The organism is Pseudomonas auratipiscis (assembly GCF_036324085.1).
Taxonomy (GTDB): domain Bacteria; phylum Pseudomonadota; class Gammaproteobacteria; order Pseudomonadales; family Pseudomonadaceae; genus Aquipseudomonas; species Aquipseudomonas auratipiscis.
Window position 1 is genome coordinate 99,534 of sequence record NZ_JAZDCU010000015.1, and the last position, 17,043, is coordinate 116,576.

Annotated in this window: 30 protein-coding genes; 16 read left to right on the forward strand and 14 right to left on the reverse strand. The window is 57.1% G+C overall.

The window, feature by feature from the left end:
- Positions 1-6: 6 nt before the first annotated feature.
- From V0R60_RS19770 to V0R60_RS19810, 9 genes are all read right to left on the reverse strand, one after another.
- Positions 7-1,107, reverse strand: coding sequence for a coiled-coil domain-containing protein (locus tag V0R60_RS19770; RefSeq protein WP_330080534.1), 1,101 nt, complete (start codon positions 1,105-1,107; stop codon positions 7-9).
- A 179-nt stretch (positions 1,108-1,286) separates the two neighbouring features.
- Positions 1,287-1,610 (reverse strand): hypothetical protein, encoded by a 324-nt coding sequence (locus V0R60_RS19775; RefSeq protein ID WP_330080535.1) that lies wholly within the window; start codon positions 1,608-1,610, stop codon positions 1,287-1,289.
- A gap of 310 nt (positions 1,611-1,920) precedes the next feature.
- Positions 1,921-2,115: a hypothetical protein gene (locus tag V0R60_RS19780; protein ID WP_330080537.1), complete on the reverse strand. Its 195-nt coding sequence runs from the start codon at positions 2,113-2,115 to the stop codon at positions 1,921-1,923.
- Complete coding sequence (locus tag V0R60_RS19785; RefSeq protein ID WP_330080538.1) at positions 2,112-2,315, reverse strand: hypothetical protein; 204 nt, start codon at positions 2,313-2,315, stop codon at positions 2,112-2,114. Before V0R60_RS19785 ends, V0R60_RS19780 begins: the two co-directional genes overlap by 4 nt.
- On the reverse strand, positions 2,312-2,728 hold the full coding sequence (locus tag V0R60_RS19790; RefSeq protein WP_330080539.1) for a hypothetical protein: 417 nt from the start codon (positions 2,726-2,728) through the stop codon (positions 2,312-2,314). Before V0R60_RS19790 ends, V0R60_RS19785 begins: the two co-directional genes overlap by 4 nt.
- Positions 2,729-2,748: 20 nt before the next feature.
- Entirely contained in the window at positions 2,749-3,159 is a 411-nt protein-coding gene (locus V0R60_RS19795) for a DUF551 domain-containing protein (protein ID WP_330080540.1), read from the reverse strand.
- Positions 3,156-3,524, reverse strand: coding sequence for a hypothetical protein (locus V0R60_RS19800; RefSeq protein WP_330080541.1), 369 nt, complete (start codon positions 3,522-3,524; stop codon positions 3,156-3,158). The genes V0R60_RS19795 and V0R60_RS19800 overlap by 4 nt, the downstream gene beginning before the upstream one ends.
- 783 nt (positions 3,525-4,307) lie before the next feature.
- Positions 4,308-4,541: a hypothetical protein gene (locus tag V0R60_RS19805; RefSeq protein WP_161872682.1), complete on the reverse strand. Its 234-nt coding sequence runs from the start codon at positions 4,539-4,541 to the stop codon at positions 4,308-4,310.
- 64 nt (positions 4,542-4,605) lie between these two features.
- Positions 4,606-5,070, reverse strand: coding sequence for a hypothetical protein (locus V0R60_RS19810; protein ID WP_330080542.1), 465 nt, complete (start codon positions 5,068-5,070; stop codon positions 4,606-4,608).
- Positions 5,071-5,690: 620 nt separating this feature from the next.
- Here V0R60_RS19810 and V0R60_RS19815 point away from each other — a divergent pair.
- Together V0R60_RS19815 and V0R60_RS19820 are read left to right on the forward strand one after the other, a co-directional pair.
- On the forward strand, positions 5,691-6,011 hold the full coding sequence (locus V0R60_RS19815; protein ID WP_330080543.1) for a DUF1654 domain-containing protein: 321 nt from the start codon (positions 5,691-5,693) through the stop codon (positions 6,009-6,011).
- 89 nt (positions 6,012-6,100) lie between these two features.
- A complete protein-coding gene (locus V0R60_RS19820) occupies positions 6,101-6,709 on the forward strand; it encodes a hypothetical protein (protein WP_330080544.1) in 609 nt (202 codons plus the stop codon).
- A 225-nt stretch (positions 6,710-6,934) separates the two neighbouring features.
- On the opposite strand, the gene V0R60_RS19825 is transcribed toward V0R60_RS19820, so the two are convergent.
- On the reverse strand, positions 6,935-7,180 hold the full coding sequence (locus V0R60_RS19825) for a hypothetical protein (RefSeq protein WP_330080545.1): 246 nt from the start codon (positions 7,178-7,180) through the stop codon (positions 6,935-6,937).
- A 237-nt stretch (positions 7,181-7,417) separates the two neighbouring features.
- Between V0R60_RS19825 and V0R60_RS19830 the strand changes: the two genes are divergently transcribed.
- Positions 7,418-7,672 carry a hypothetical protein gene (locus tag V0R60_RS19830; protein WP_330080546.1) on the forward strand — a complete coding sequence of 85 codons (255 nt, stop codon included), beginning with the start codon at positions 7,418-7,420 and terminating at the stop codon, positions 7,670-7,672.
- A 63-nt stretch (positions 7,673-7,735) separates the two neighbouring features.
- Here V0R60_RS19830 and V0R60_RS19835 read toward each other — a convergent pair whose 3' ends face one another.
- From V0R60_RS19835 to V0R60_RS19850, 4 genes are all read right to left on the reverse strand, one after another.
- Positions 7,736-7,960 (reverse strand): hypothetical protein, encoded by a 225-nt coding sequence (locus V0R60_RS19835; RefSeq protein ID WP_330080547.1) that lies wholly within the window; start codon positions 7,958-7,960, stop codon positions 7,736-7,738.
- Positions 7,961-8,532: 572 nt separating this feature from the next.
- The gene (locus tag V0R60_RS19840; protein WP_330080548.1) at positions 8,533-9,483 is read right to left on the reverse strand and encodes a hypothetical protein; all 951 of its coding nucleotides are present in this window, start codon (positions 9,481-9,483) and stop codon (positions 8,533-8,535) included.
- A 109-nt stretch (positions 9,484-9,592) separates the two neighbouring features.
- Entirely contained in the window at positions 9,593-9,847 is a 255-nt protein-coding gene (locus V0R60_RS19845; RefSeq protein ID WP_330080549.1) for a hypothetical protein, read from the reverse strand.
- A 2-nt stretch (positions 9,848-9,849) separates the two neighbouring features.
- On the reverse strand, positions 9,850-10,659 hold the full coding sequence (locus V0R60_RS19850) for a S24 family peptidase (RefSeq protein ID WP_330080550.1): 810 nt from the start codon (positions 10,657-10,659) through the stop codon (positions 9,850-9,852).
- A gap of 98 nt (positions 10,660-10,757) precedes the next feature.
- On the opposite strand from V0R60_RS19850, the gene V0R60_RS19855 reads away from it, so the two are divergent.
- From V0R60_RS19855 to V0R60_RS19920, 13 genes are all read left to right on the forward strand, one after another.
- Positions 10,758-10,997: a transcriptional regulator gene (locus V0R60_RS19855; protein WP_105641516.1), complete on the forward strand. Its 240-nt coding sequence runs from the start codon at positions 10,758-10,760 to the stop codon at positions 10,995-10,997.
- Between the two features lie 28 nt (positions 10,998-11,025).
- Positions 11,026-11,220 carry a hypothetical protein gene (locus V0R60_RS19860; protein WP_028941800.1) on the forward strand — a complete coding sequence of 65 codons (195 nt, stop codon included), beginning with the start codon at positions 11,026-11,028 and terminating at the stop codon, positions 11,218-11,220.
- A gap of 18 nt (positions 11,221-11,238) precedes the next feature.
- Positions 11,239-11,475: a hypothetical protein gene (locus V0R60_RS19865; protein ID WP_330080551.1), complete on the forward strand. Its 237-nt coding sequence runs from the start codon at positions 11,239-11,241 to the stop codon at positions 11,473-11,475.
- Positions 11,476-11,639: 164 nt separating this feature from the next.
- Positions 11,640-12,311 (forward strand): phage antirepressor KilAC domain-containing protein, encoded by a 672-nt coding sequence (locus tag V0R60_RS19870; protein ID WP_330080552.1) that lies wholly within the window; start codon positions 11,640-11,642, stop codon positions 12,309-12,311.
- A 1-nt stretch (position 12,312) separates the two neighbouring features.
- Entirely contained in the window at positions 12,313-12,909 is a 597-nt protein-coding gene (locus V0R60_RS27060) for an HNH endonuclease (protein ID WP_375547291.1), read from the forward strand.
- Positions 12,906-13,847, forward strand: a complete 942-nt coding sequence (locus tag V0R60_RS19885) for a hypothetical protein (protein ID WP_330080553.1) — start codon at positions 12,906-12,908, stop codon at positions 13,845-13,847. Before V0R60_RS27060 ends, V0R60_RS19885 begins: the two co-directional genes overlap by 4 nt.
- Positions 13,834-14,628 (forward strand): hypothetical protein, encoded by a 795-nt coding sequence (locus V0R60_RS19890; protein ID WP_330080554.1) that lies wholly within the window; start codon positions 13,834-13,836, stop codon positions 14,626-14,628. The genes V0R60_RS19885 and V0R60_RS19890 overlap by 14 nt, the downstream gene beginning before the upstream one ends.
- A complete protein-coding gene (locus V0R60_RS19895; protein ID WP_330080555.1) occupies positions 14,628-14,849 on the forward strand; it encodes a hypothetical protein in 222 nt (73 codons plus the stop codon). Before V0R60_RS19890 ends, V0R60_RS19895 begins: the two co-directional genes overlap by 1 nt.
- Positions 14,842-15,312 (forward strand): hypothetical protein, encoded by a 471-nt coding sequence (locus V0R60_RS19900; RefSeq protein WP_330080556.1) that lies wholly within the window; start codon positions 14,842-14,844, stop codon positions 15,310-15,312. Before V0R60_RS19895 ends, V0R60_RS19900 begins: the two co-directional genes overlap by 8 nt.
- Positions 15,309-15,923 carry a recombination protein NinG gene (locus V0R60_RS19905; protein ID WP_330080557.1) on the forward strand — a complete coding sequence of 205 codons (615 nt, stop codon included), beginning with the start codon at positions 15,309-15,311 and terminating at the stop codon, positions 15,921-15,923. Before V0R60_RS19900 ends, V0R60_RS19905 begins: the two co-directional genes overlap by 4 nt.
- The gene (locus tag V0R60_RS19910) at positions 15,920-16,183 is read left to right on the forward strand and encodes a hypothetical protein (RefSeq protein WP_330080558.1); all 264 of its coding nucleotides are present in this window, start codon (positions 15,920-15,922) and stop codon (positions 16,181-16,183) included. Before V0R60_RS19905 ends, V0R60_RS19910 begins: the two co-directional genes overlap by 4 nt.
- On the forward strand, positions 16,180-16,311 hold the full coding sequence (locus V0R60_RS19915) for a hypothetical protein (RefSeq protein WP_330080559.1): 132 nt from the start codon (positions 16,180-16,182) through the stop codon (positions 16,309-16,311). The genes V0R60_RS19910 and V0R60_RS19915 overlap by 4 nt, the downstream gene beginning before the upstream one ends.
- A complete protein-coding gene (locus tag V0R60_RS19920; RefSeq protein ID WP_330080560.1) occupies positions 16,302-16,892 on the forward strand; it encodes a hypothetical protein in 591 nt (196 codons plus the stop codon). Before V0R60_RS19915 ends, V0R60_RS19920 begins: the two co-directional genes overlap by 10 nt.
- The last annotated feature ends 151 nt before the right edge of the window (positions 16,893-17,043 follow it).

Sequence of the window (17,043 nt, forward strand, 5' to 3'; positions counted from 1 at the left end):
GTGACCTCAGTATTGAATGGTGATGGCGGGAATTTTGCGCTGGGCGATCAGAGTGACCGCTTGCTTGGCACAGGCCTCGGGCATGCCGCTGGCAATGAAGGCCTCCAAGGCGGCGCGGTTGATTTTGGCCTTGTGCGCCATGTCAGCCTCGCGGGCCTGCTGCTGGCGGAGTATTTCGGTTGCTGCTGCGTCTGCCCGGCGGCGCTCGTCTTGACGGGCCTGCTCGGCAGCCTGCTCGGCGCGCTGTGCTGCGGCCTGGCGCTCTTGTTCAGCCTTCTGCTCGGCTTCAATCTGCTCGCGCTTTGCTTGCTCGGCGCGACGTTCAGCTTCGGCGGCCTGAAGCCTCAGGTCGTTCTCGCGCTTCTCGGCGGCGGCCTGCTCGTCACGGATTCGTTGGGCTTCTGCGTCACGCTCTCGTTGGGCCTTGGCTTCAGCTTCTCGGGTGGCCTGTTCTGCGGCTTCCCGGGCAATGCGTTCTTCGCGGTCCCGTTTCTCGCGGGCCTCTGCCTCGGCGCGCAGGCGGGTCAGTTCGGCCTGCTCGGCTTCTACTTTCAAGCATTGGGATAGCATGGCTCGCAGCTTGATCAGCGATTGGTCTTTAGCCTGCGCTGCCTCGGCCAGGAACTCCTGCCAGCTATCGTCGATTACTAGCTGTTCCAAGTCGGCAATTACTTCGGTGACGTGCGCAGCGCTCGGCGTATCAGCGAACAGGACCACATCGTTGATGCGCTGAATCCCGTCGTTGTGTTTTTCGACCCGTGCATCTTCGGCGGCCTGCCACTCGTTCAGCGGCCGGCGCACCTCTTCTTGCCAAATATCCAGCGTGTCGCGCATCCGCTTGCGCTCGGCGTCGATCTTCTTTGGGATCTCTTTGAGTTCGGAAACAAGCTCCTTACCAAGGTTGTCAAGGAGGGTCTTGGACCTGGCTACGGTATAAGCGATTGAGGCAATGGCCTTGCGGCCTTTGACTGTCGTAACGTCCGGTACGAAGGCATCGATTTCGTCGCGGATGTGCTTCAGATAAGGATCAAGGCCGTTGGTGGCTTGGTACACCTGAAGCGCGGTTTCTCTCGGCGGCACGACGGCCAGTTCGGTTTGTGCGGACATTGGAACACCTCGCGCTCCATGCGAGCGCCGTCAGTTGGAATAGGGAATGCCAGATCACCCAAGCACGGAGGGTTGACCCAGGCTCTGGCTGCCGGTGATGGTTGCGCGCTCTTTCCGGCCTACGCTCCACTCAGGGTACGGTTATCCCCGTAGGGGCCCGCCGTGCTCGGGAGTGTGATTCAGGAAGTGGCTTTGGCGATGGTGCGCTCGAAGCGCGATGCCAATTCGGCATTGACCTCAGCCTTCTTGAAGCTGTCGTCAGTGTTCTTGGCGCGGTGTAGGGCTTCGTAACGCCGCAGCGTCTGAGCGGCAAGCGCAAGATCGTCGAACATCTCTGGCGCGACTGCGATCAGCCTTGCATTCGCCATCTGGTGCATCCCGCCATCAACCTGGCAGATGAAATACACGCCATCGCCCACTTCTATGCTGACTTTGTCCTGATCAGCGTCAGGACTGGACTGATTCACGGCCCAAGGCCCAGGCATATGGTGCTTTGCTTGCATAGGGAATCTCCCGCGCCATCCCTGCGGTGGGCGCTGATGAAGGGGTTACTGAGTGATGGCGCCGGCCAGTGAACTGGCGAACATGAAGGCGGCGCAGGCGAGAAGGGTGAGGGCAGATCCGCGCCAGTAGGCGATGCGCTTGGCGCGCTGGTAGGTGGTCATGGCTGTTGACCTCGCTGCTTATCCTCCCGCGCTTTGATGGCGCAGTCAGCGTGCTGAGTACGCCAGCCGCCCTGATGGCGCTCGAAGTGGCCGGCGCCCTTGGCAACGTGACCGCCGCAGCGGTAGCAGGTTCCGGCAAATCGGTTTCTCATGGCCGAACCCTCACCGCGATTCGACCGCCTTTCATGGTCGCGCTCAAGCGGCGCTTCAGGCTGGCCACAGGACGCTCGCGCGGCTGACCAATCACCTCGTTGAAGGGAAGGCCGAAACCGAGCATAACCAGCTTGGCTTCGATCTCGTCGCATTGCTCTTCGATCAGGGACTTAACCGGTGCAGTGCTCATGCAGCCTCCTTGCGGCGCTCGGAAATCCGACGCACACGCTCGCAGTAGTGTTTGAACTCTTCAGCGTTGATGACCAGGATCGAGAAGAAGTTGACGATGGTCGTCTCGGCCTTGGCATCTTCGATTGCGGTGGCACCAGGCAGCAGCATCGTTTCGATGGCTGCCTCGATGGCCTTCACGGCAATCTGGTGAGGGCTCATAGCTCGGCATCCTCTGCCTGGGCGATCAGCGCGTCGTCGGCCAGCGGCTCGAGAAAATCCGCTGCCAGTTCAATCAAGTGCTGATCCGCCTTGTTCTCTCCCAGCAGATTGGCCGCTGTGGTCCGGCAGGGCTCGCCGAAGGCTGCCTGAATGACAATCTCGGCCAGCCAGTCGCCCTTATCCTCTCCTTCCTCCCAGCGCTTCAGTAGAAGGAATTGGATGTGGGTCTTGAAGTCGGAGTAGGTGATGGTGCGCGGGGCGCGCAGGCGGCGCCGAACCTTGATGTCGCTGCCCCGGGCCAATTGCTCACCGGCTTCTTCCTGCCAGGCCCGGCGTGCATCAGCCCGGGTATCGATCATTGGAGGCGGCTGCCGGTTGTCGTACTCAAACTGTGATGCTCGAAGTGCGCCCATGGTCGCCTCCAGTTGGTGGGTTACTCGGTGGGGTCGACTGGCAGCGGGTGCCAGTGAGTGGTGATCGGCCGCTGGACTTCGCCCGGGCCACCTGCGCAGGACTCAATGTGCTGGCAGGATTCCTCAGCCTCGTACCAGGCGCCGCCTTCGTCATCGCTCGAATCCGCCTGCCAGCAGTCCAGCTCAGCAGCGAAGCAGTTCCAGTTCGGCCACTTGCGCCACACGACAACGGTTTGGCCATCAGCGGGCTTGGCGTCTTCGCACTTGATCCAGCCCTTGCCACGCGACAGGAGCGCGGTTATCGCAAGGGCATGGCCTGCCACCGCCTTGTGCTCTGTCACGGCGGTAACGCTCACGACCGTGAGGAATGTGCCGCCTTTGGCAGTCCACGATCCGTCAGGGTTCTGCTTCACATCAATTGGGGTGCTCATGGCTTCACCCGGGCGGCGAGCATGGCATCGGCAAGCGCGTAGGAGGTTTCTGCAATCTTCTGTGAGACCGACCTGCCATCGCGCGGATCAACGTATTCAGGGTTTATGAAATTGCTGTCTGCACTGGTTGCGGTCGCCTGAGCCGCTGCAAACTTGGCCGCGAAGTAGTCGCGGATAGTGATGCCGTGCGACGGGCCGTGACCGGCATATTCGTTTGCTGCGACAGGGAAGGCTGATTGCTCTCCATCCTCGGCCGGTTGGCAGTCGATACAGACTCCGCCGCGTTGCTCATCTTCGGTTACGCATGTGCCGCAGCGCAGGCAATGCCCTGCGCCCGGCGGATCAGGTGGCTGAAGGAAGTCCATTGATTGTCCTCGGCAACCGCATTGGCCAGATACCAGGCACGGGTGACCAACCCGAGCCGCGAAGCTCGCTGGCACCTGCCGATACGGTCGATGTGAAGGGAAGGGGTGCAGGCGGTGAGCGCTACCTCACATGCATCTGGTCTGGCCGGGTAGGCCCCGGATTCGCCTGCGGGGAACGTCGATTAATGTTCAGCTATGCGAGCCTTAACTTGCATAAAACTCACGGGGATGCGCTTTAAATCGATGCAAACAGCATCGGAGATCGCTCGAATCTGGCTGGCGAGTAAACCGTCTTCGCCGCGTTGTTCGTCGCTCTGGCTCAGGTAGAGGTGGCCACCCTGCTATCTCGGGGCAGTCCAGCCGAGCGATCTCCGGTGCGGCCTGCGATGGGGAGCAGGGCATCGGGCAGTTAACGTCAGGCTGACGTGGCGCTGGTTGTTCTTGCCGTTACCGCCATGGGTAGCCTTGGTATGGCTCACCCGAAAGCCGGTGCTCAGCCTGTCCGGCCAGCTTTTCCCAGAGAGCTTTCAGGCGCTTGCGACCGGCCTTCGTTTGCTGATCGGGGATCACTGTTTTTGCCAGCGCGAAACCGCACTCGTCACTGCAGCAGCTGAAGCTGTGCCCCCAGGCCGAGCTCGACATGCGCGCGCCGCCCCACTCATCTCTGGCGTCTTTTGCTCCGCAGTGCGGGCAGTCATGCGTAAGGTAGTACTGCCTGAATTTCATAATTCAGCCCTCGGTTGATTTCCCGTCTGGCCTTGTCGCCAAGGCCAGCCAGTGAAATCACTTAATGCCTGAGGCGAGCCGGAACTCTTTCCAGTCTGCTTCTGTTACATGGATGGTTTCGTCACCGATGTCTTTGCCGCGGTCGATGTCGTCAACCGGGGTTTTCGGATAGAAGTCGCCGTAGGCATCTGGCGATCCACGCACCTCTCCATCCGGATCACAGAAGAAGTGGTCGATTCCCTCCGGCCATTCGCTGACCTCGCAGCCCAGTACCGCAATCAGTCTTGCCATGCTTATTACTCCAGTGGATTCCCCCTGATGCGCCCCGCTTGAGGCGAACCGGGGAATCGTCTGCTCAGTTGAAGTAACGCCGCTCAAGTGTGATCTTCTCCGCTTGAGGTACCGGCGAAACGTTGTACCGATAGGCGTCCGTGGTCTCGTCGATCACGAAGTTGAAGCGGTGGGCAAGCTCGCGAAGTGCCTCAAGCGAGATTGAAATGACCAAGCCATTGAAGCTGGTCGAGACTGTGTCGACCCCGGCAGTTTTGAATACATCGCCTGGGTTGCTGCTCCAGGCTCCAGTGACCTCCTCTACGCTGCCATCGCGCATCTTGAAGGTTCCACCACATGCTCCACCGCTACCTGCCGAGCAGTAGTCGACAAGACCTTCGCTTTGGGCCAGGTAGAGCCGACCGAATCGGTCGTAAACCAATCCTCCCTGAATCTCGTCGCGGGCCGTCTGATCACCGCGAAGCCGCATGTTCCAGCGGCGGTTGTACCAACTCAGCTCAACGCTGGTAACGGCATCTACGATTTTCATGCATCTATCTCCAGTGAATTCCCAAAGCACCCGGTCGCCCAGGTGCTTCAGTGAATCTCGTGGTGCGCCGCGACCCGCTACTGGCGTCGGTCGCTGGCTCAAATCTCATCGGTGCGCATCCGGTACCACCTGGGCCTTGCCCAGTTCGCACTCTGTTGTCAGGTCACTCACCGCGCCGCCGGTAACCGGTGGGCGCCGCTCGATTCCTCCCTACTACCGCCGGGGGTGGCGGGGCGCATTGCTTGCCAGGTCATTCACACGGTTTAGGCATTTCGCCTTCGTCAGCCGTACAGGGTGCTCCCTGTCGTTGGCAGCCTTTCGGGGCTGTCTGGCGCCGGTCGCCGGTAGAGGCAATGCGGTCTGTTGGTTGTTGCGCTGGTTGTTAAAGAGCGGTGAGGCTTGAGGGCCTCCCGAGGGTCTGTGTAGCGCCTCGATGAACATAAATTAGCAACCGCTAAATTTAGCGTCAATAGCAAATGCTAAATTAATTATTCGCACGTGCTCTTACCGGCCCGAGCCAGGGGCTAAACATGTCGCGCATCAGGGGTTTTACATTCTGCTAATTCTGGGTATGCTTTTCGTAACTACTGTACATGCATACAGCAATCAAGGAGTGAACGATGGCTCGTCCACAAAAACAGAAGCAGCAAGAACGCACGCCAATGTCAGGAATTGAAAGGCTCAACCTAAGGGTGTCGAGCATGATCAATCACCCAATCGCTCAAGATCAGCGCTGGGTAACGATTCACCGGTTGGATACAGACGGTGATCGAGAGTGGGAGGAGGTAATGACCGTGCTTTCGGAAACTGACGGGATCGAAATGACGATCAACGACGAGGACGAGTCGGTGACACTGAGGTGGGAGGCGCCATCTGACGAAGACCCCAGAGTAGAGGTGATCGACGAATTCTTGGCCGTTGAAGAGCCAGCGCCATTCTAATGGTCCACAAAAAAAGCCCGCTCAATGGCGGGCCCAGGGTGGTGATAGAGCTCTGCTACAATGCCGCCACTCAATGTCTGGAGCTTGGAATGAAACGGATCATCGCGGCAATGGTCACGGCTGTCGCCCTTGGCGGGTGTGCTACCGGACCAACTTGGCAGGCAACCGGCACCACCGATGAATTCACCGACAAGACGACCATGATGGTCACGACTGGTGACTTCCCCGCGTCAGGGTCTATCGTCACCAGGTCGATGCACTTCTATCCCGTGGTACGAAAGGAGGGGGAAGAGATCTACGTTGGGCTTATGTCAGGCGGGCGATTTAAGATCCCAGTGGGCACAGTCCAGTTGCGCATTGATCAGAACGAGGCTTGGACCATCACTCCTCAGGAGACTCCGGTCAGCTTGATGCCAGCCTCTCCCCAGTATGCTCTGAACCTACCACCAGAGCAGGCTGCAATCGTCAAAAGCGCGCAAGACCAGGCCATGCTGAATGTCAGCCAGATGATGAGCCCTTACACAGTCACCGGCGGCGACAAGGCCAAAAAGATTCTGAAGCAGATGCTGGCCGGACAAAACCTCAAGTATCGGACTGTCGGCATCAACCAGGCGGCATCGACGACTGGCGAGGCGCTGATTGACCCAACGCTGGCCGAGTCGCTCCGACTCATCGGTGTAGACCCCTCGTCGCTGTAACGCAGGCAAAGAAAAGCCCGCAGGGGAGGGCGGGCTGAAGGTTTCACAAGGAGCAGGGCGACTATGTAGCCTGGCTTGTGAAAGGAATGTGAAGAGGCATTGCGCAGGCATGAAAAAGCCCGCATAAGGCGGGCTGCTTTTCACACTGGGCGCTGTTCCTTCAGCTGACTTAAGTGTAGCGTGGTAGTGGCATATGGCCAGAAATTGACCTGGTGCGCCCTTGGCTCAATCCTCTGGGTCACCAGTTTCTTCCGGCTTCCACCTGGCAATCAAGTCGACCAACAGCTCGGCAATAGCGTCACTGTTTTCTATCAGCACTTCCAGGTGCTCATTGATGCGATGGTATGTTTCAGTAGAGCCTCGCTGATCGATCCAAATGCCAATTTCCTCGATAGCAGAACCCAGGGCATTGATGTTCTGGTTCAAACGGCTGAGCAGGGCCGGGGTCGGGTCGTCAGGAAGAGCGGCCATAGCGGTTCCTCTAGCTTTTGAGGAAAGCGTAGCAGTCGGGCTCGCCCAAGGCGCGTGCAGAAACGAAAAGCCCGGCACTGTAGGCGGGGCCTAATCCCTTTGGCTTGTTCATAGCGCTGCAGAGGGTGACTGGCAGCAAAAAGCCAATTTCAGCCCTGGCTCACCATTCTGGATGTGAGCCAGCCACCTGCCTGCTATAGCTATTAAACACAGCGGTCTGGTTTGGAGGGCAGGGGCATGAGCACCAATGAATTTGGCATGAAGGCGTGGGGTGTTTGCACGGTGGTTCTTGCGATTGCGGCGCTTGCTGTTGTTGTTTTGGGAGGGGCATATATTGGGTCGAATGGAGAGTTCAATTCGGGAGCACCGCAATGGATCGCCGGAATGTACACCGCCCTTAAGGACTGCGGAGCCATCGTGGCAGGAATCTTGGGATTCAGCGGTTTAGCTTGGTCGAATTTCTACAAAGCGTCGACTGGCATTGGCAAATAGATCGTTCATGTTCAATTGAGGGCAGTATCACAAAGCCCGCTGAGGTGGAGGGCTCGGCACTACTCAGTGCAGGCTACCTGTACCGCTGCGTTCTTCCTTGGCTGCATTCGAGTTCCCGATCTCAACCAGGGCGGTCTCCACAGCTTCCAAAGCCTGAGCAATTTGCTGCAGCGCTTGTTCAGGGTATCCCTGAGTCGTAGGGGTGACTCCTCTCATGTTCGTGGCCAGAGCCAGCTGTGCGTCAGCTAATCGAGAGAGCAGCGATAGGGTGAGTTTGTCGGTGACCATGGCTGGATCCTCCAAAGGTCACGACAGGATAGCAGGCACAAAAAAGCCCGGCACTTGGCCAGGCTCTCTGTAGACGGGGCCAAATCCCTTTGGCTTGGTCATAGTGCTGTAGTGGTGTTACGAGTTGATGACAGGAATGAAAAAGGCCGCCGAGGCAGATTGAGGGTGAGATCTAAATATGTCAGGTTTATTAATGGTAAATTGCACGCAGCGATAACGTTGATTACATGGATTTTCTGCAAATGTTGATGATTATCGCGCTAATTGTTGATACCTGGACGAGCGTGTTTATCACCAGCGCGACAGCATAATGCATGAAGGCGTTGGTCGGTGCGGACGAGAGGGATAGTATGGATAGAATAAATGTTGCCGCTAGAGACAGAATGCAAAAAAAATAAATTGAGAAGAAAATATCCAGATAATGGTTTTTTTTATAATTTTTGAATGCCTGAGAGCTTGAGAAGTTTACAAGGATAGCTATGACGGCCGCCAGGAATCCAAGCATCGTGAACGCGTATGTTGCCAGTATTACACTCAGGTTTGATTTCTGTTTGTACAGGCTAAGCGAGTAGTCACTGTCTAAGATTATAAGAGTCTTGTACAGATAAAGCATAATCGGACCAGGAAGGCTCATCGCAATAACGGAGAATGCTACTAAAATCAGCCTGGTTTTCCCGTCCATCCCTCTTGAACTCCCTTAGTTGTTCGTGCAACGTCTCATTTTTAGCAATTTTCTCTTCAATATTGAAGCCTATTAGAGACTCTTCTGTTGCATCAATAACATCGGAGATTACTCCGCGCCCCGCCACATAAAGGTCAAGCATAGCAGAAGCAGCATCGTTTTTGGCCTTGAGGTTGAGTTTTTTTAGTTCCTCATCGGAGGTGAGGTTGAGTATTGCTTCCACAAAGGGCTTGATGCTTTTTCTTCTTTTTGGCTTGATAGTTATCTCGATCGAGTCCAGCTCGTCATAGCTGTCACTAACAAATAGGGCATTGGCTAAGTGGCGCGTCAGAGAGTTTTTTCTTCCAACTTCGATGGTTGTTCTTCCTATGTACTGCATGCTAACCGCTTCGTTCTTGGTGGCCTGCCGTAATAGCGGTGTTACCCTGAAGTGAATGTTTCCGTTATTTGTCCTGCTTAAAATTTCATTGACAAGATCAACAAAGGTATCAAATTTTGGTGAGAGCGATGACGAAGCGAATCCAAAGTAATTCGGCTTCACGATTACATACGATGCAAAGCCGAGTTTCTGCTCGCTGCCAAGCATGCTTGTCAACTCGTTTATCGAAAGGTTCGATGTGTTGATAGAGCGAAGCTGGTCACCATCTCGAGTCATTAGTAGTATGCAAACACAGCCAGATATTCGTTTTAGGTAAACATATTCGGAGTTGAATCGGAAGCTTCCCTTTACATCAGGATTATCGAACTCTGCAAATGACAAAATCACCTTGGAAAGGTCTACCAGGTGTGTCTCTTGTTTAACCTTGTGTTCCAAGGAATATCCGTAGTAGCTAATCTTCACGCTTTCGCTCCCCTCCGTGGTTCTCAAATTATTTGGTGGATCAATGCAATTTTTTGCTAATGATGCCCCGACAACCGATCCTCCCCAGCCTGCATCAATTTGCAGATCCTCATTCCGGCACGGCGACAGGTGTCTTCTCACGGACAATGAGCCCCAGGTGCGCTTCCTCGGCATAACCGGTAAGTCGTTCCTCGCCATCATGGAAGATCCGGCACATTCTCAGCACGGCCTGGGCATCTGCATCATTGCCGGCCTGGCTCAGCCTCTCGGCGATACGCATAAGCTCGACCGCGGACCACTTGAGGTCAGAGGCCAAACCCTGGAGATCGCGGCGAAGATCTTGGTTGGGCTTGGTTAGGGGCATGGCTACGCTTTCCTGGCGTTCCAGATGAGTAGCACTTTCGCGTGAATGGTCACGTCATCGATCCGCGCCGTCTGGTTCTCGTAGTGCTGGTTGTCGGAGATCAGACGATAGTGCTCTTCGTCTAGGCGCATCATCCGCTTTATGTACAGATCCTGATGCCAGGTCATTACGTAAATACCCTCACCAAGGAAGTCCTTCACACCCTTGTCGACGATGACCAAGTCCTTGTCGTTGATCGTTCCTTCCATGCTCTGACCCCATCCGGTGATCATCGCCAGAGATGCTGCAGAGGTGTAGGTAACACCTTTCTCGCGCAAGAGCTCCTCTCGCACAACCAGGTTGCGCACGGCCTCGTTGTATTCAGGCGGGAGCTGGCCGTCACCCATTGCAGCGCGAATGTCGTACTGAGGGATCAGGATCTCTTCATTCGTTGGACGAAGGCTGGCCAGATTCGCAGGAAGGTAGTCGGTCGACTGACACTCTGGCTCTTCGGCCGCTGCGACGATCCGATCTCGCGCTTCGCTGGAAAATCCCTTCACCTTGGCGAGAGAGAGCTTCAACTGTTCGATGGCCGACAGCCCAGCTTTGGGTGAAGTGCTTTTTTCAAGCGCAGCAGGATTGACCAGGCTGCCGGAAGGCAGGCCAATCTTCTCTTCCAAATTCGCCGCAGCTTTTTCACCGAGGTTTCTGTGCCCATTGAGGATCTGGGACAGATACGAGGCATCGAGCCCGTGCTGATTGGCGAAGTCTTTCTGGGATGCCCCGGCCATCACGGCTTTCAGGGCATTCACTCTCTGTTGGTTTATATCCATTTGCCAATAATCGCGCCCTGTTAGCAATCAGTAAATTACAGTCTGCTATTGCTTGCCGTATTAGCAGTTGCTAATCTGGTGGCAATAGGAGGTGCACTATGACCCTGCACGACTACATCAAGCCGTTCGACAAGCAAGAGCTGGACAGTTTCGCTGCCAGGTGCGGAACCACAGCGGGCCAGTTGAAGCAGGTTGCATATGGCTATCGCCGCCCAGGTGCAGCACTGGCCATCAGCATCGAGCGCGAATCCTCGCGCGCGGTTACCTGCGAAGAAATGCGCCCGGATATCGACTGGGCATATCTGCGTAGCACCGACCCCACTAAAGCCGCTGCCTAACTATTTCAACCGCAAGGAGCAATACCGCATGGCATATCACGACCAAAGTCACCTGAAAGACCGGGAGATTAAGTCGCGTTACGACGAAGAAACCTACGAGGCGCTGAAGGCCGTGGCGCGGCTCCACAAGCTTCAACTGGCTGTCTTCGTGCGCATGTGCGTAGAGGAAAAGCTGGAAAGCATCATCGAGAGCGATGTTACCGACAAAAGCCAAATGGCCTGAAGGCCGGGAGGAGGCCCTGTGCCTGAAACCACGATCTGCCACGGGATCGATGGACGCCTCTACGAGAAGCTTGAGCGGTTGGCAAAGAAAGCGGGTGTGTCGCCCGAACAGTACGCCGCAAAGCTTGGAGCAGAGCGTTTCTTCGAGAAAACCAGGCCAAAAGGCGCCGGAAAAATCCGGAATCTACCGGTACCGAAGCGAGGTTCGGACTCAATAGTCCCTGAAAAAGGCGGGACTGATGAAGACCTCAACTGAACCACTAAAACGCAGACACAAAAAAACCGACGGGCAAGGTCGGCTTTTTCAACTGCATATGTAACAACACTGTGAGGTCGATTATGCACACCCATCACATTGATGTACAGGCCCTCAAAAATCCCGCGCCACGAATTGCGAGCTACGAAAACGTGGCGCGCACTATGTCGTCGCAAGAGATCGCCGACATGACCGGCAAGCGTCACGACAACGTGAAGCGGACCATCGAAACCATCGCGGCCAAGGGTGTGATTCAACTTCCTCAAATTGAGGGAGTTAGAAATCACCTCGGCCAGGCAGTCGAGCAATATCTTTTCGCTGGCGAGAAAGGCAAGCGCGATAGCTTGGTTGTTGTTGCCCAGCTCAGCCCGGAGTTTACCGGTGCCATAGTCGATCGCTGGCAGGAGCTTGAGCAAGGTGCCGGTCGCGTCATTGCTACGCTGCCCGACTTCTCCAATCCAGCGACAGCCGCCCGCGCCTGGGCTGAACAGTTCGAACTGCAGCAAGCCGCCCACCAGGCCCTGGCCATTGCCGCCCCCAAAGTCGAGTTCGTCGACAAGTACGTCGATTCGACCGGTCTGAAGGGCTTCCGTCAGACCGCCAAGCTGTTGCGGGCCAATGAGTCCCGCTTCCGTGAGTTCCTGCTGGACAAGAAGATCATGTACCGAATGGGAGGGGAGTGGCAGGCCTACCAGCAGCACATCGACGCAGGTCGTTTCGATATCAAGACCGGCACCACCGATGGCGGCCATGCATTCAACCAAACCAAATTCACCCCCAAGGGCGTCACCTGGGTGGCCGGCCTGTGGGCTCAGTACAACCTGGGCGAGATCTGACATGCAATTTACCGTGACGATCAACCAGGCGAAGGCTCTTGAGTGGGGTTTGAACTCCCAGCAAGCGCTGCTGTTCGCGTTCGTCTTTGAGTGCCCCAGCTGGGCCGAGCTGGTCAAGACAGACCATGGCGACCTCTATGCCTTGAGCATGGCGAAGATTATCGAGGAGTTGCCGCTACTCACCGACAAGCCAGACTACGCCTACCGACTGCTGAAAGCATTGGAAAGCGCAGAACTAGTCGAATTACTTGACGGTCCAGTAGAGGCTTTCCGCCTGACCGAAAAAGCCAAGTCATGGAGCCCAGCTTACCGGCCCGATTGCTGGACTCAGACTCCCAGGAATGCCTATCAGCGCCGGCGCTCGAACAAAAAGCCCATACCTCAAGGAGTTCGGGCGCTGGTTTTCGAGCGTGATGGCTGGGCTTGCCTTCGCTGTGGGTGCTCAAAGCAGCATCGGTTACGAGCTGACCATGTTGTGCCGGAAAGCAAGGGCGGTCTCGCAACTCTGCAAAACCTTCAAACCCTTTGCATGACCTGTAACAGCTGGAAAGGTGTCAAGACCATTGATTTTCGGGCTGGGGACGGGGGCGCTGCATGAACCTCCAAGAGCTGCTTGACCGCCCAATTGCATTCCAGCGCGCCTTCGTGAGTCTTGGCGTGGGCATCACCGGTGCGTTGATGCTGTCTCAGGCTATCTACTGGTCCAACCGCACCGACAACGCCGAAGGATGGTTCTACAAGACCATGGAGGAGTGGGAGGCCGAGACTGGCATGACTCGCTCCGAGCAAGAGAGCGCGCGAAAAAAATTGATCAAGGTGGGCGCACTTCAAGAGATGAAGAAAGGCGTTCCTTGCCGTCTTTTCTACCGCGTGAATATCGCAGCCATACACGCAAACTTGTCTGCAGATTTCCCGCAATCCAGTTTGCAGGATTCCCGCAAACAAGGGCGCAAGAAATCCGCAAGCAAGGCCGCTGAAATCCCGCAAGCTATTACAGAGACTACAGCAGAGATTACACCAGAGACTACTGCAGATACCTTGCAGGGCGGCCCGGCTGCGCCAAGCCAACCTGCAGCGAAGGTACTCGCATTGGTCCCAGTCGGAGGTGAAGAGCCGCGCTGCGAAATCCCTGCTGACATGCCGGGCCCCAAAGACCAGACCTGCAAAACCTTCAAGGTCTGGGCGAACTACGCCATGGCTTACCGCAAGCGCTACAGCACTTGGCCGGTTTGGAACGCCAAGGTTGGGGGGCAGCTCGGCCAACTGGTCGACCGTCTCGGTGCCGATGTCGCCCACCACGTCGCCGCCCACTACCTGAAAACCAGCGATGCAGCTGTCCTTCGCAAGTGTCACAGCCTCAACGAGCTGCTGGTTAACGCCGAGAGCTATCACACACAGTGGGTTACCGGTCAGCGCATCAACGGCGCCACAGCTCGCCAGATGGAGCGCACCGAAGCAAACCTGTCCGCAGCAGAGCAAGCAGCTCAACTGGTCTTGGCCAAGCGCCAGGCGGGAGAGCGCAATGAGTACCTGTGAGATGAACGATGCCCAGGTCGCAGGACTGGCTGCTGCCATCTGCGCTACGGCTGAAGCCATGGGTCAGGAAATGAACCCGGGTACCGCCGCGATGATGGCAGAGGACCTCTGTGCTTACCCAGTGGTTGCTGTTCGCTCCGCCCTGAAATCCTGCCGCCTCGAAGTGAAGGGCAAGCTCGCGATGGCCGACATCCTGCAGCGAGTGCAGGCCGCTGACGGTCGTCCTGGCAAGGATGAGGCGTGGTCCATTGCTTTGACTGCCAGTGACGAGAGCGAAACCGTGGTGATGACGGCCGAGATTCAGCAGGCCATGGCCGCCGCACAACCGGTGCTTGCGCTGGGCGATAAGGTCGGCGCCCGGATGGCGTTCATGAGCGCCTACGAACGATTGGTTGCTGGAGCGCGGGCTGAGGCGAAGCCCGCTGCGTGGAGTGTTTCACTCGGTTTCGATCCGGTTCGCCGAGTGACTGCCATCGAATCGGCTGTGCGCATGCAACTGATCACCCAACAGTCAGGCGCGAAGTACCTGGCTGACCTGCGTATTGCCCCGATCACTGCTGACGGCCAGGCCATTGCTGGGCTGATTACCGGCGCTGCTGTACAGGCATCCCCAAAGCTGCGGGAAAAGCTCGCTGAGGTGCGCTCGATAGTTGACACAGCCAAGGCCCGTCAGGACCGCGAGAGACGCAAAAAGGCCCAGGCCGATCGGGTCAATACGTATCTGCGCAAGCGCAAGGCTCGCGAAGCCATCGCCGCTGCGCAACGAAAGGAAGGGTTCTAATGAACATCGACAAATCAAAGTTGCAGCCATTGCTGTGGTCCGTTGTGGCCGCATGGAGCGCCGGTGACCAAGACCTGCAAGTACACACCGACGCACTGGATGAGTTTCTCGGAGTGCAGACAGTCGAGGAGGTTGCTCTGAGCCTTCTTGCGGAGATTGAGCAGATGAATACTCGGGTGCGCGCTGCGGAGAAGCAGCTGGGGGAGGTGGCTCTTGGCTGACCGCATCAGTGTCAATTGCCAGGCCAAGCTCTCCGAGGCTATCACCTGTCTGACCACCATGTTTCGCGACAAGAAGTTCGTCGTTGTCAGCCTTCGACCCGGGAAGGACCGCACGCTCGACCAGAACGCTCTGTGGTTCGCGATGTACAAGCGCATCTCCGAAATGACCCAGATCGGCGACGCATCGGAGGCTCGTAAGTACTGCAAGCTGCACCACGGCGTGCAGATCCTTATCAACGAGGATGAGGGCTACCGGGAAGCCTGGCACCGAACCACGAAGCACCTCAACTACGAGGAGAAGCTTGGTCTGATGGGCGACTGCAAGCTGCTGGGGCCGGACGGTTTCCCGGTTACCAGTCTCTTCAACCGTGCCCAGGGCATTGCCTACACCAACCGTATCGTTGCTGACTTCACTGCTCACGGCGTGGTCTTCGAAGATCTGCTGAGCCAGGAGGCCGCATGATCGCCAAACAACCGCGCCCGAAGAAGTGCAAGAACCCGGCATGCGGCATGAGCTTTCCACCGCGCCGCCTTGGCCAGGCCGTTTGCAGTCCAGCCTGTGGCTTGGCGATCAAGGACGTGAACCAGGACAAGGCCAAGAAGGCGATTGCCCAGCGCGTGCGCCGCGAACTCAAGGTCCGCAAGGAGAAGCTCAAGAGCCGGGCGGATTACATCCGTGAAGCCCAGATCGAGTTCAACACCTACATCCGGTTGCGTGACAAGGACGAGCCCTGCATCTGCTGCGGCAGCTATGGCCCGGGCGAAGACTGGCTTACCGGTGGCAAGTGGGACGCTGGCCATTTCCTCGGTCGAGGCGCCTATCCGGAGCTCCGTTTTGACGAAGACAACTGCCACAAACAGCTCAAGTCCTGCAACGGCGGGTCGGGTAAGTACGCCGCCAAAGGTCGTACCGTAGCCCAGGGTTACCGTGAGCGGTTGATCCAGAAGATTGGCCAAGAGCGTGTTGACCGGCTTGAAGGCCCTCATGAGGCCCGGCGCTACACCATCGAAGAACTCAAGGGCATCAAGGCTCTGTACCGGGCCAAGGCCAAACAGCTGAAGGAGGCTGCATGAACCAGGTAGTGATGATCACAGGGCCTGCCAGCACAGCAGAGCGCGGCTGGCTAAAGCCTGCTTTTCCATTTTCGGTGCGGGCGCACTTCTTCTTGCAGGAGCGATCCGCCCCAGACGCCGATGGCGGCCACTGTTATGCCTGGAGGTCGCTCTGCGGAGTTGATGCGTTCACCGGCAGCCGCACGCCGATGTTTGAGGCTGGCAACTGGACGCGCTGCAAGAAGTGCGAGAAGCAAATCGGCAAGGAGCAAGCAGCATGAACTGGACACCACTCGACACCGCCCAGCTGCTTCTCCTGGGCATGGTCATTCTGGGTGCCTACTGCATCGTGCGCGGCATTGCTATTGCGGCCAAGCGCAAGCGCGAGGAGGGCGGCCCATGCAACTGAACAGCGCTCGTCAAGCATGGCATGACTGCCTGCACACGGCTTGGGATAGCCAAGGTGCCTTCATCGAGCAACTGGGCTTGCTGGGTGCGATGGTGCAGACTACCGACAAGCAGCGCAGTGCGAGCCATGCAGTTCACCAGGCGCTGGCAGGGCGGGTGCAGTCGGCGATCGGCAAGCTGCACAGCCAGGTCCGTGCCTTCGGCAACTTCATGTACAACCCGCGTCTGGACGATGACACCCGGGAGACAGCCGAAGAGGTGATCTTCAACCTGGTGCAGAACAAGTCGCCGCGCATGACCGCCGCCAAGCGCGAAAAGCTCGAGTATGTGGTGAAGGGCGTAATGACCCGGTACCGGTACATGCACCAAGGCGGTCAGTCGGCCAATGACGATCCGCTGGCGTCGCCGGAGGGGTTTCGGGCTTGGTTGGATGCTCACTACGGCGTCAAGCTGGACTCAGTGCGCTGGGACCGTGAATGGGGTGGTTACGTGCGCCTTGCATTCGAGTGCTGCGAGGACGTCGACAAGATGGCGCTGGGGCCAGTGGCAGCTGCAATCTACGAAATGAAGAGTGCCGCTTGAGGGCCTATTGCGTTCCCGCTCGGCTGGTGGCATAGTTTCCCCATCGTGATAATTTCGCCTCTGGCGAAGATCGCTAAAAGAACCCGGCCATTGTGTCGGGTTTTTTGTTTCAGAAAAGTAGTTGCACCAGTGGTCCGGTATAACCCTTATT

Bases quoted from the DNA above. Each gene is read 5' to 3' on its own strand.
- V0R60_RS19920 (WP_330080560.1), top strand. From the start codon at position 16,302: ATGCAACTGAACAGCGCTCGTCAAGCATGGCATGACTGCCTGCACACG.
- V0R60_RS19810 (WP_330080542.1), bottom strand. From the start codon at position 5,070: ATGAAAATCGTAGATGCCGTTACCAGCGTTGAGCTGAGTTGGTACAAC.
- V0R60_RS19825 (WP_330080545.1), bottom strand. From the start codon at position 7,180: ATGGCCGCTCTTCCTGACGACCCGACCCCGGCCCTGCTCAGCCGTTTG.
- V0R60_RS19785 (WP_330080538.1), bottom strand. From the start codon at position 2,315: ATGAGCCCTCACCAGATTGCCGTGAAGGCCATCGAGGCAGCCATCGAA.
- V0R60_RS19830 (WP_330080546.1), top strand. From the start codon at position 7,418: ATGAGCACCAATGAATTTGGCATGAAGGCGTGGGGTGTTTGCACGGTG.
- V0R60_RS19805 (WP_161872682.1), bottom strand. From the start codon at position 4,541: ATGGCAAGACTGATTGCGGTACTGGGCTGCGAGGTCAGCGAATGGCCG.
- V0R60_RS19835 (WP_330080547.1), bottom strand. From the start codon at position 7,960: ATGGTCACCGACAAACTCACCCTATCGCTGCTCTCTCGATTAGCTGAC.
- V0R60_RS19815 (WP_330080543.1), top strand. From the start codon at position 5,691: ATGGCTCGTCCACAAAAACAGAAGCAGCAAGAACGCACGCCAATGTCA.
- V0R60_RS27060 (WP_375547291.1), top strand. From the start codon at position 12,313: ATGCAATTTACCGTGACGATCAACCAGGCGAAGGCTCTTGAGTGGGGT.
- V0R60_RS19905 (WP_330080557.1), top strand. From the start codon at position 15,309: ATGATCGCCAAACAACCGCGCCCGAAGAAGTGCAAGAACCCGGCATGC.
- V0R60_RS19795 (WP_330080540.1), bottom strand. From the start codon at position 3,159: ATGAGCACCCCAATTGATGTGAAGCAGAACCCTGACGGATCGTGGACT.
- V0R60_RS19910 (WP_330080558.1), top strand. From the start codon at position 15,920: ATGAACCAGGTAGTGATGATCACAGGGCCTGCCAGCACAGCAGAGCGC.
- V0R60_RS19895 (WP_330080555.1), top strand. From the start codon at position 14,628: ATGAACATCGACAAATCAAAGTTGCAGCCATTGCTGTGGTCCGTTGTG.
- V0R60_RS19850 (WP_330080550.1), bottom strand. From the start codon at position 10,659: ATGGATATAAACCAACAGAGAGTGAATGCCCTGAAAGCCGTGATGGCC.
- V0R60_RS19855 (WP_105641516.1), top strand. From the start codon at position 10,758: ATGACCCTGCACGACTACATCAAGCCGTTCGACAAGCAAGAGCTGGAC.
- V0R60_RS19870 (WP_330080552.1), top strand. From the start codon at position 11,640: ATGTCGTCGCAAGAGATCGCCGACATGACCGGCAAGCGTCACGACAAC.
- V0R60_RS19845 (WP_330080549.1), bottom strand. From the start codon at position 9,847: ATGCCCCTAACCAAGCCCAACCAAGATCTTCGCCGCGATCTCCAGGGT.
- V0R60_RS19885 (WP_330080553.1), top strand. From the start codon at position 12,906: ATGAACCTCCAAGAGCTGCTTGACCGCCCAATTGCATTCCAGCGCGCC.
- V0R60_RS19800 (WP_330080541.1), bottom strand. From the start codon at position 3,524: ATGGACTTCCTTCAGCCACCTGATCCGCCGGGCGCAGGGCATTGCCTG.
- V0R60_RS19775 (WP_330080535.1), bottom strand. From the start codon at position 1,610: ATGCAAGCAAAGCACCATATGCCTGGGCCTTGGGCCGTGAATCAGTCC.
- V0R60_RS19890 (WP_330080554.1), top strand. From the start codon at position 13,834: ATGAGTACCTGTGAGATGAACGATGCCCAGGTCGCAGGACTGGCTGCT.
- V0R60_RS19790 (WP_330080539.1), bottom strand. From the start codon at position 2,728: ATGGGCGCACTTCGAGCATCACAGTTTGAGTACGACAACCGGCAGCCG.
- V0R60_RS19915 (WP_330080559.1), top strand. From the start codon at position 16,180: ATGAACTGGACACCACTCGACACCGCCCAGCTGCTTCTCCTGGGCATG.
- V0R60_RS19770 (WP_330080534.1), bottom strand. From the start codon at position 1,107: ATGTCCGCACAAACCGAACTGGCCGTCGTGCCGCCGAGAGAAACCGCG.
- V0R60_RS19860 (WP_028941800.1), top strand. From the start codon at position 11,026: ATGGCATATCACGACCAAAGTCACCTGAAAGACCGGGAGATTAAGTCG.
- V0R60_RS19780 (WP_330080537.1), bottom strand. From the start codon at position 2,115: ATGAGCACTGCACCGGTTAAGTCCCTGATCGAAGAGCAATGCGACGAG.
- V0R60_RS19820 (WP_330080544.1), top strand. From the start codon at position 6,101: ATGAAACGGATCATCGCGGCAATGGTCACGGCTGTCGCCCTTGGCGGG.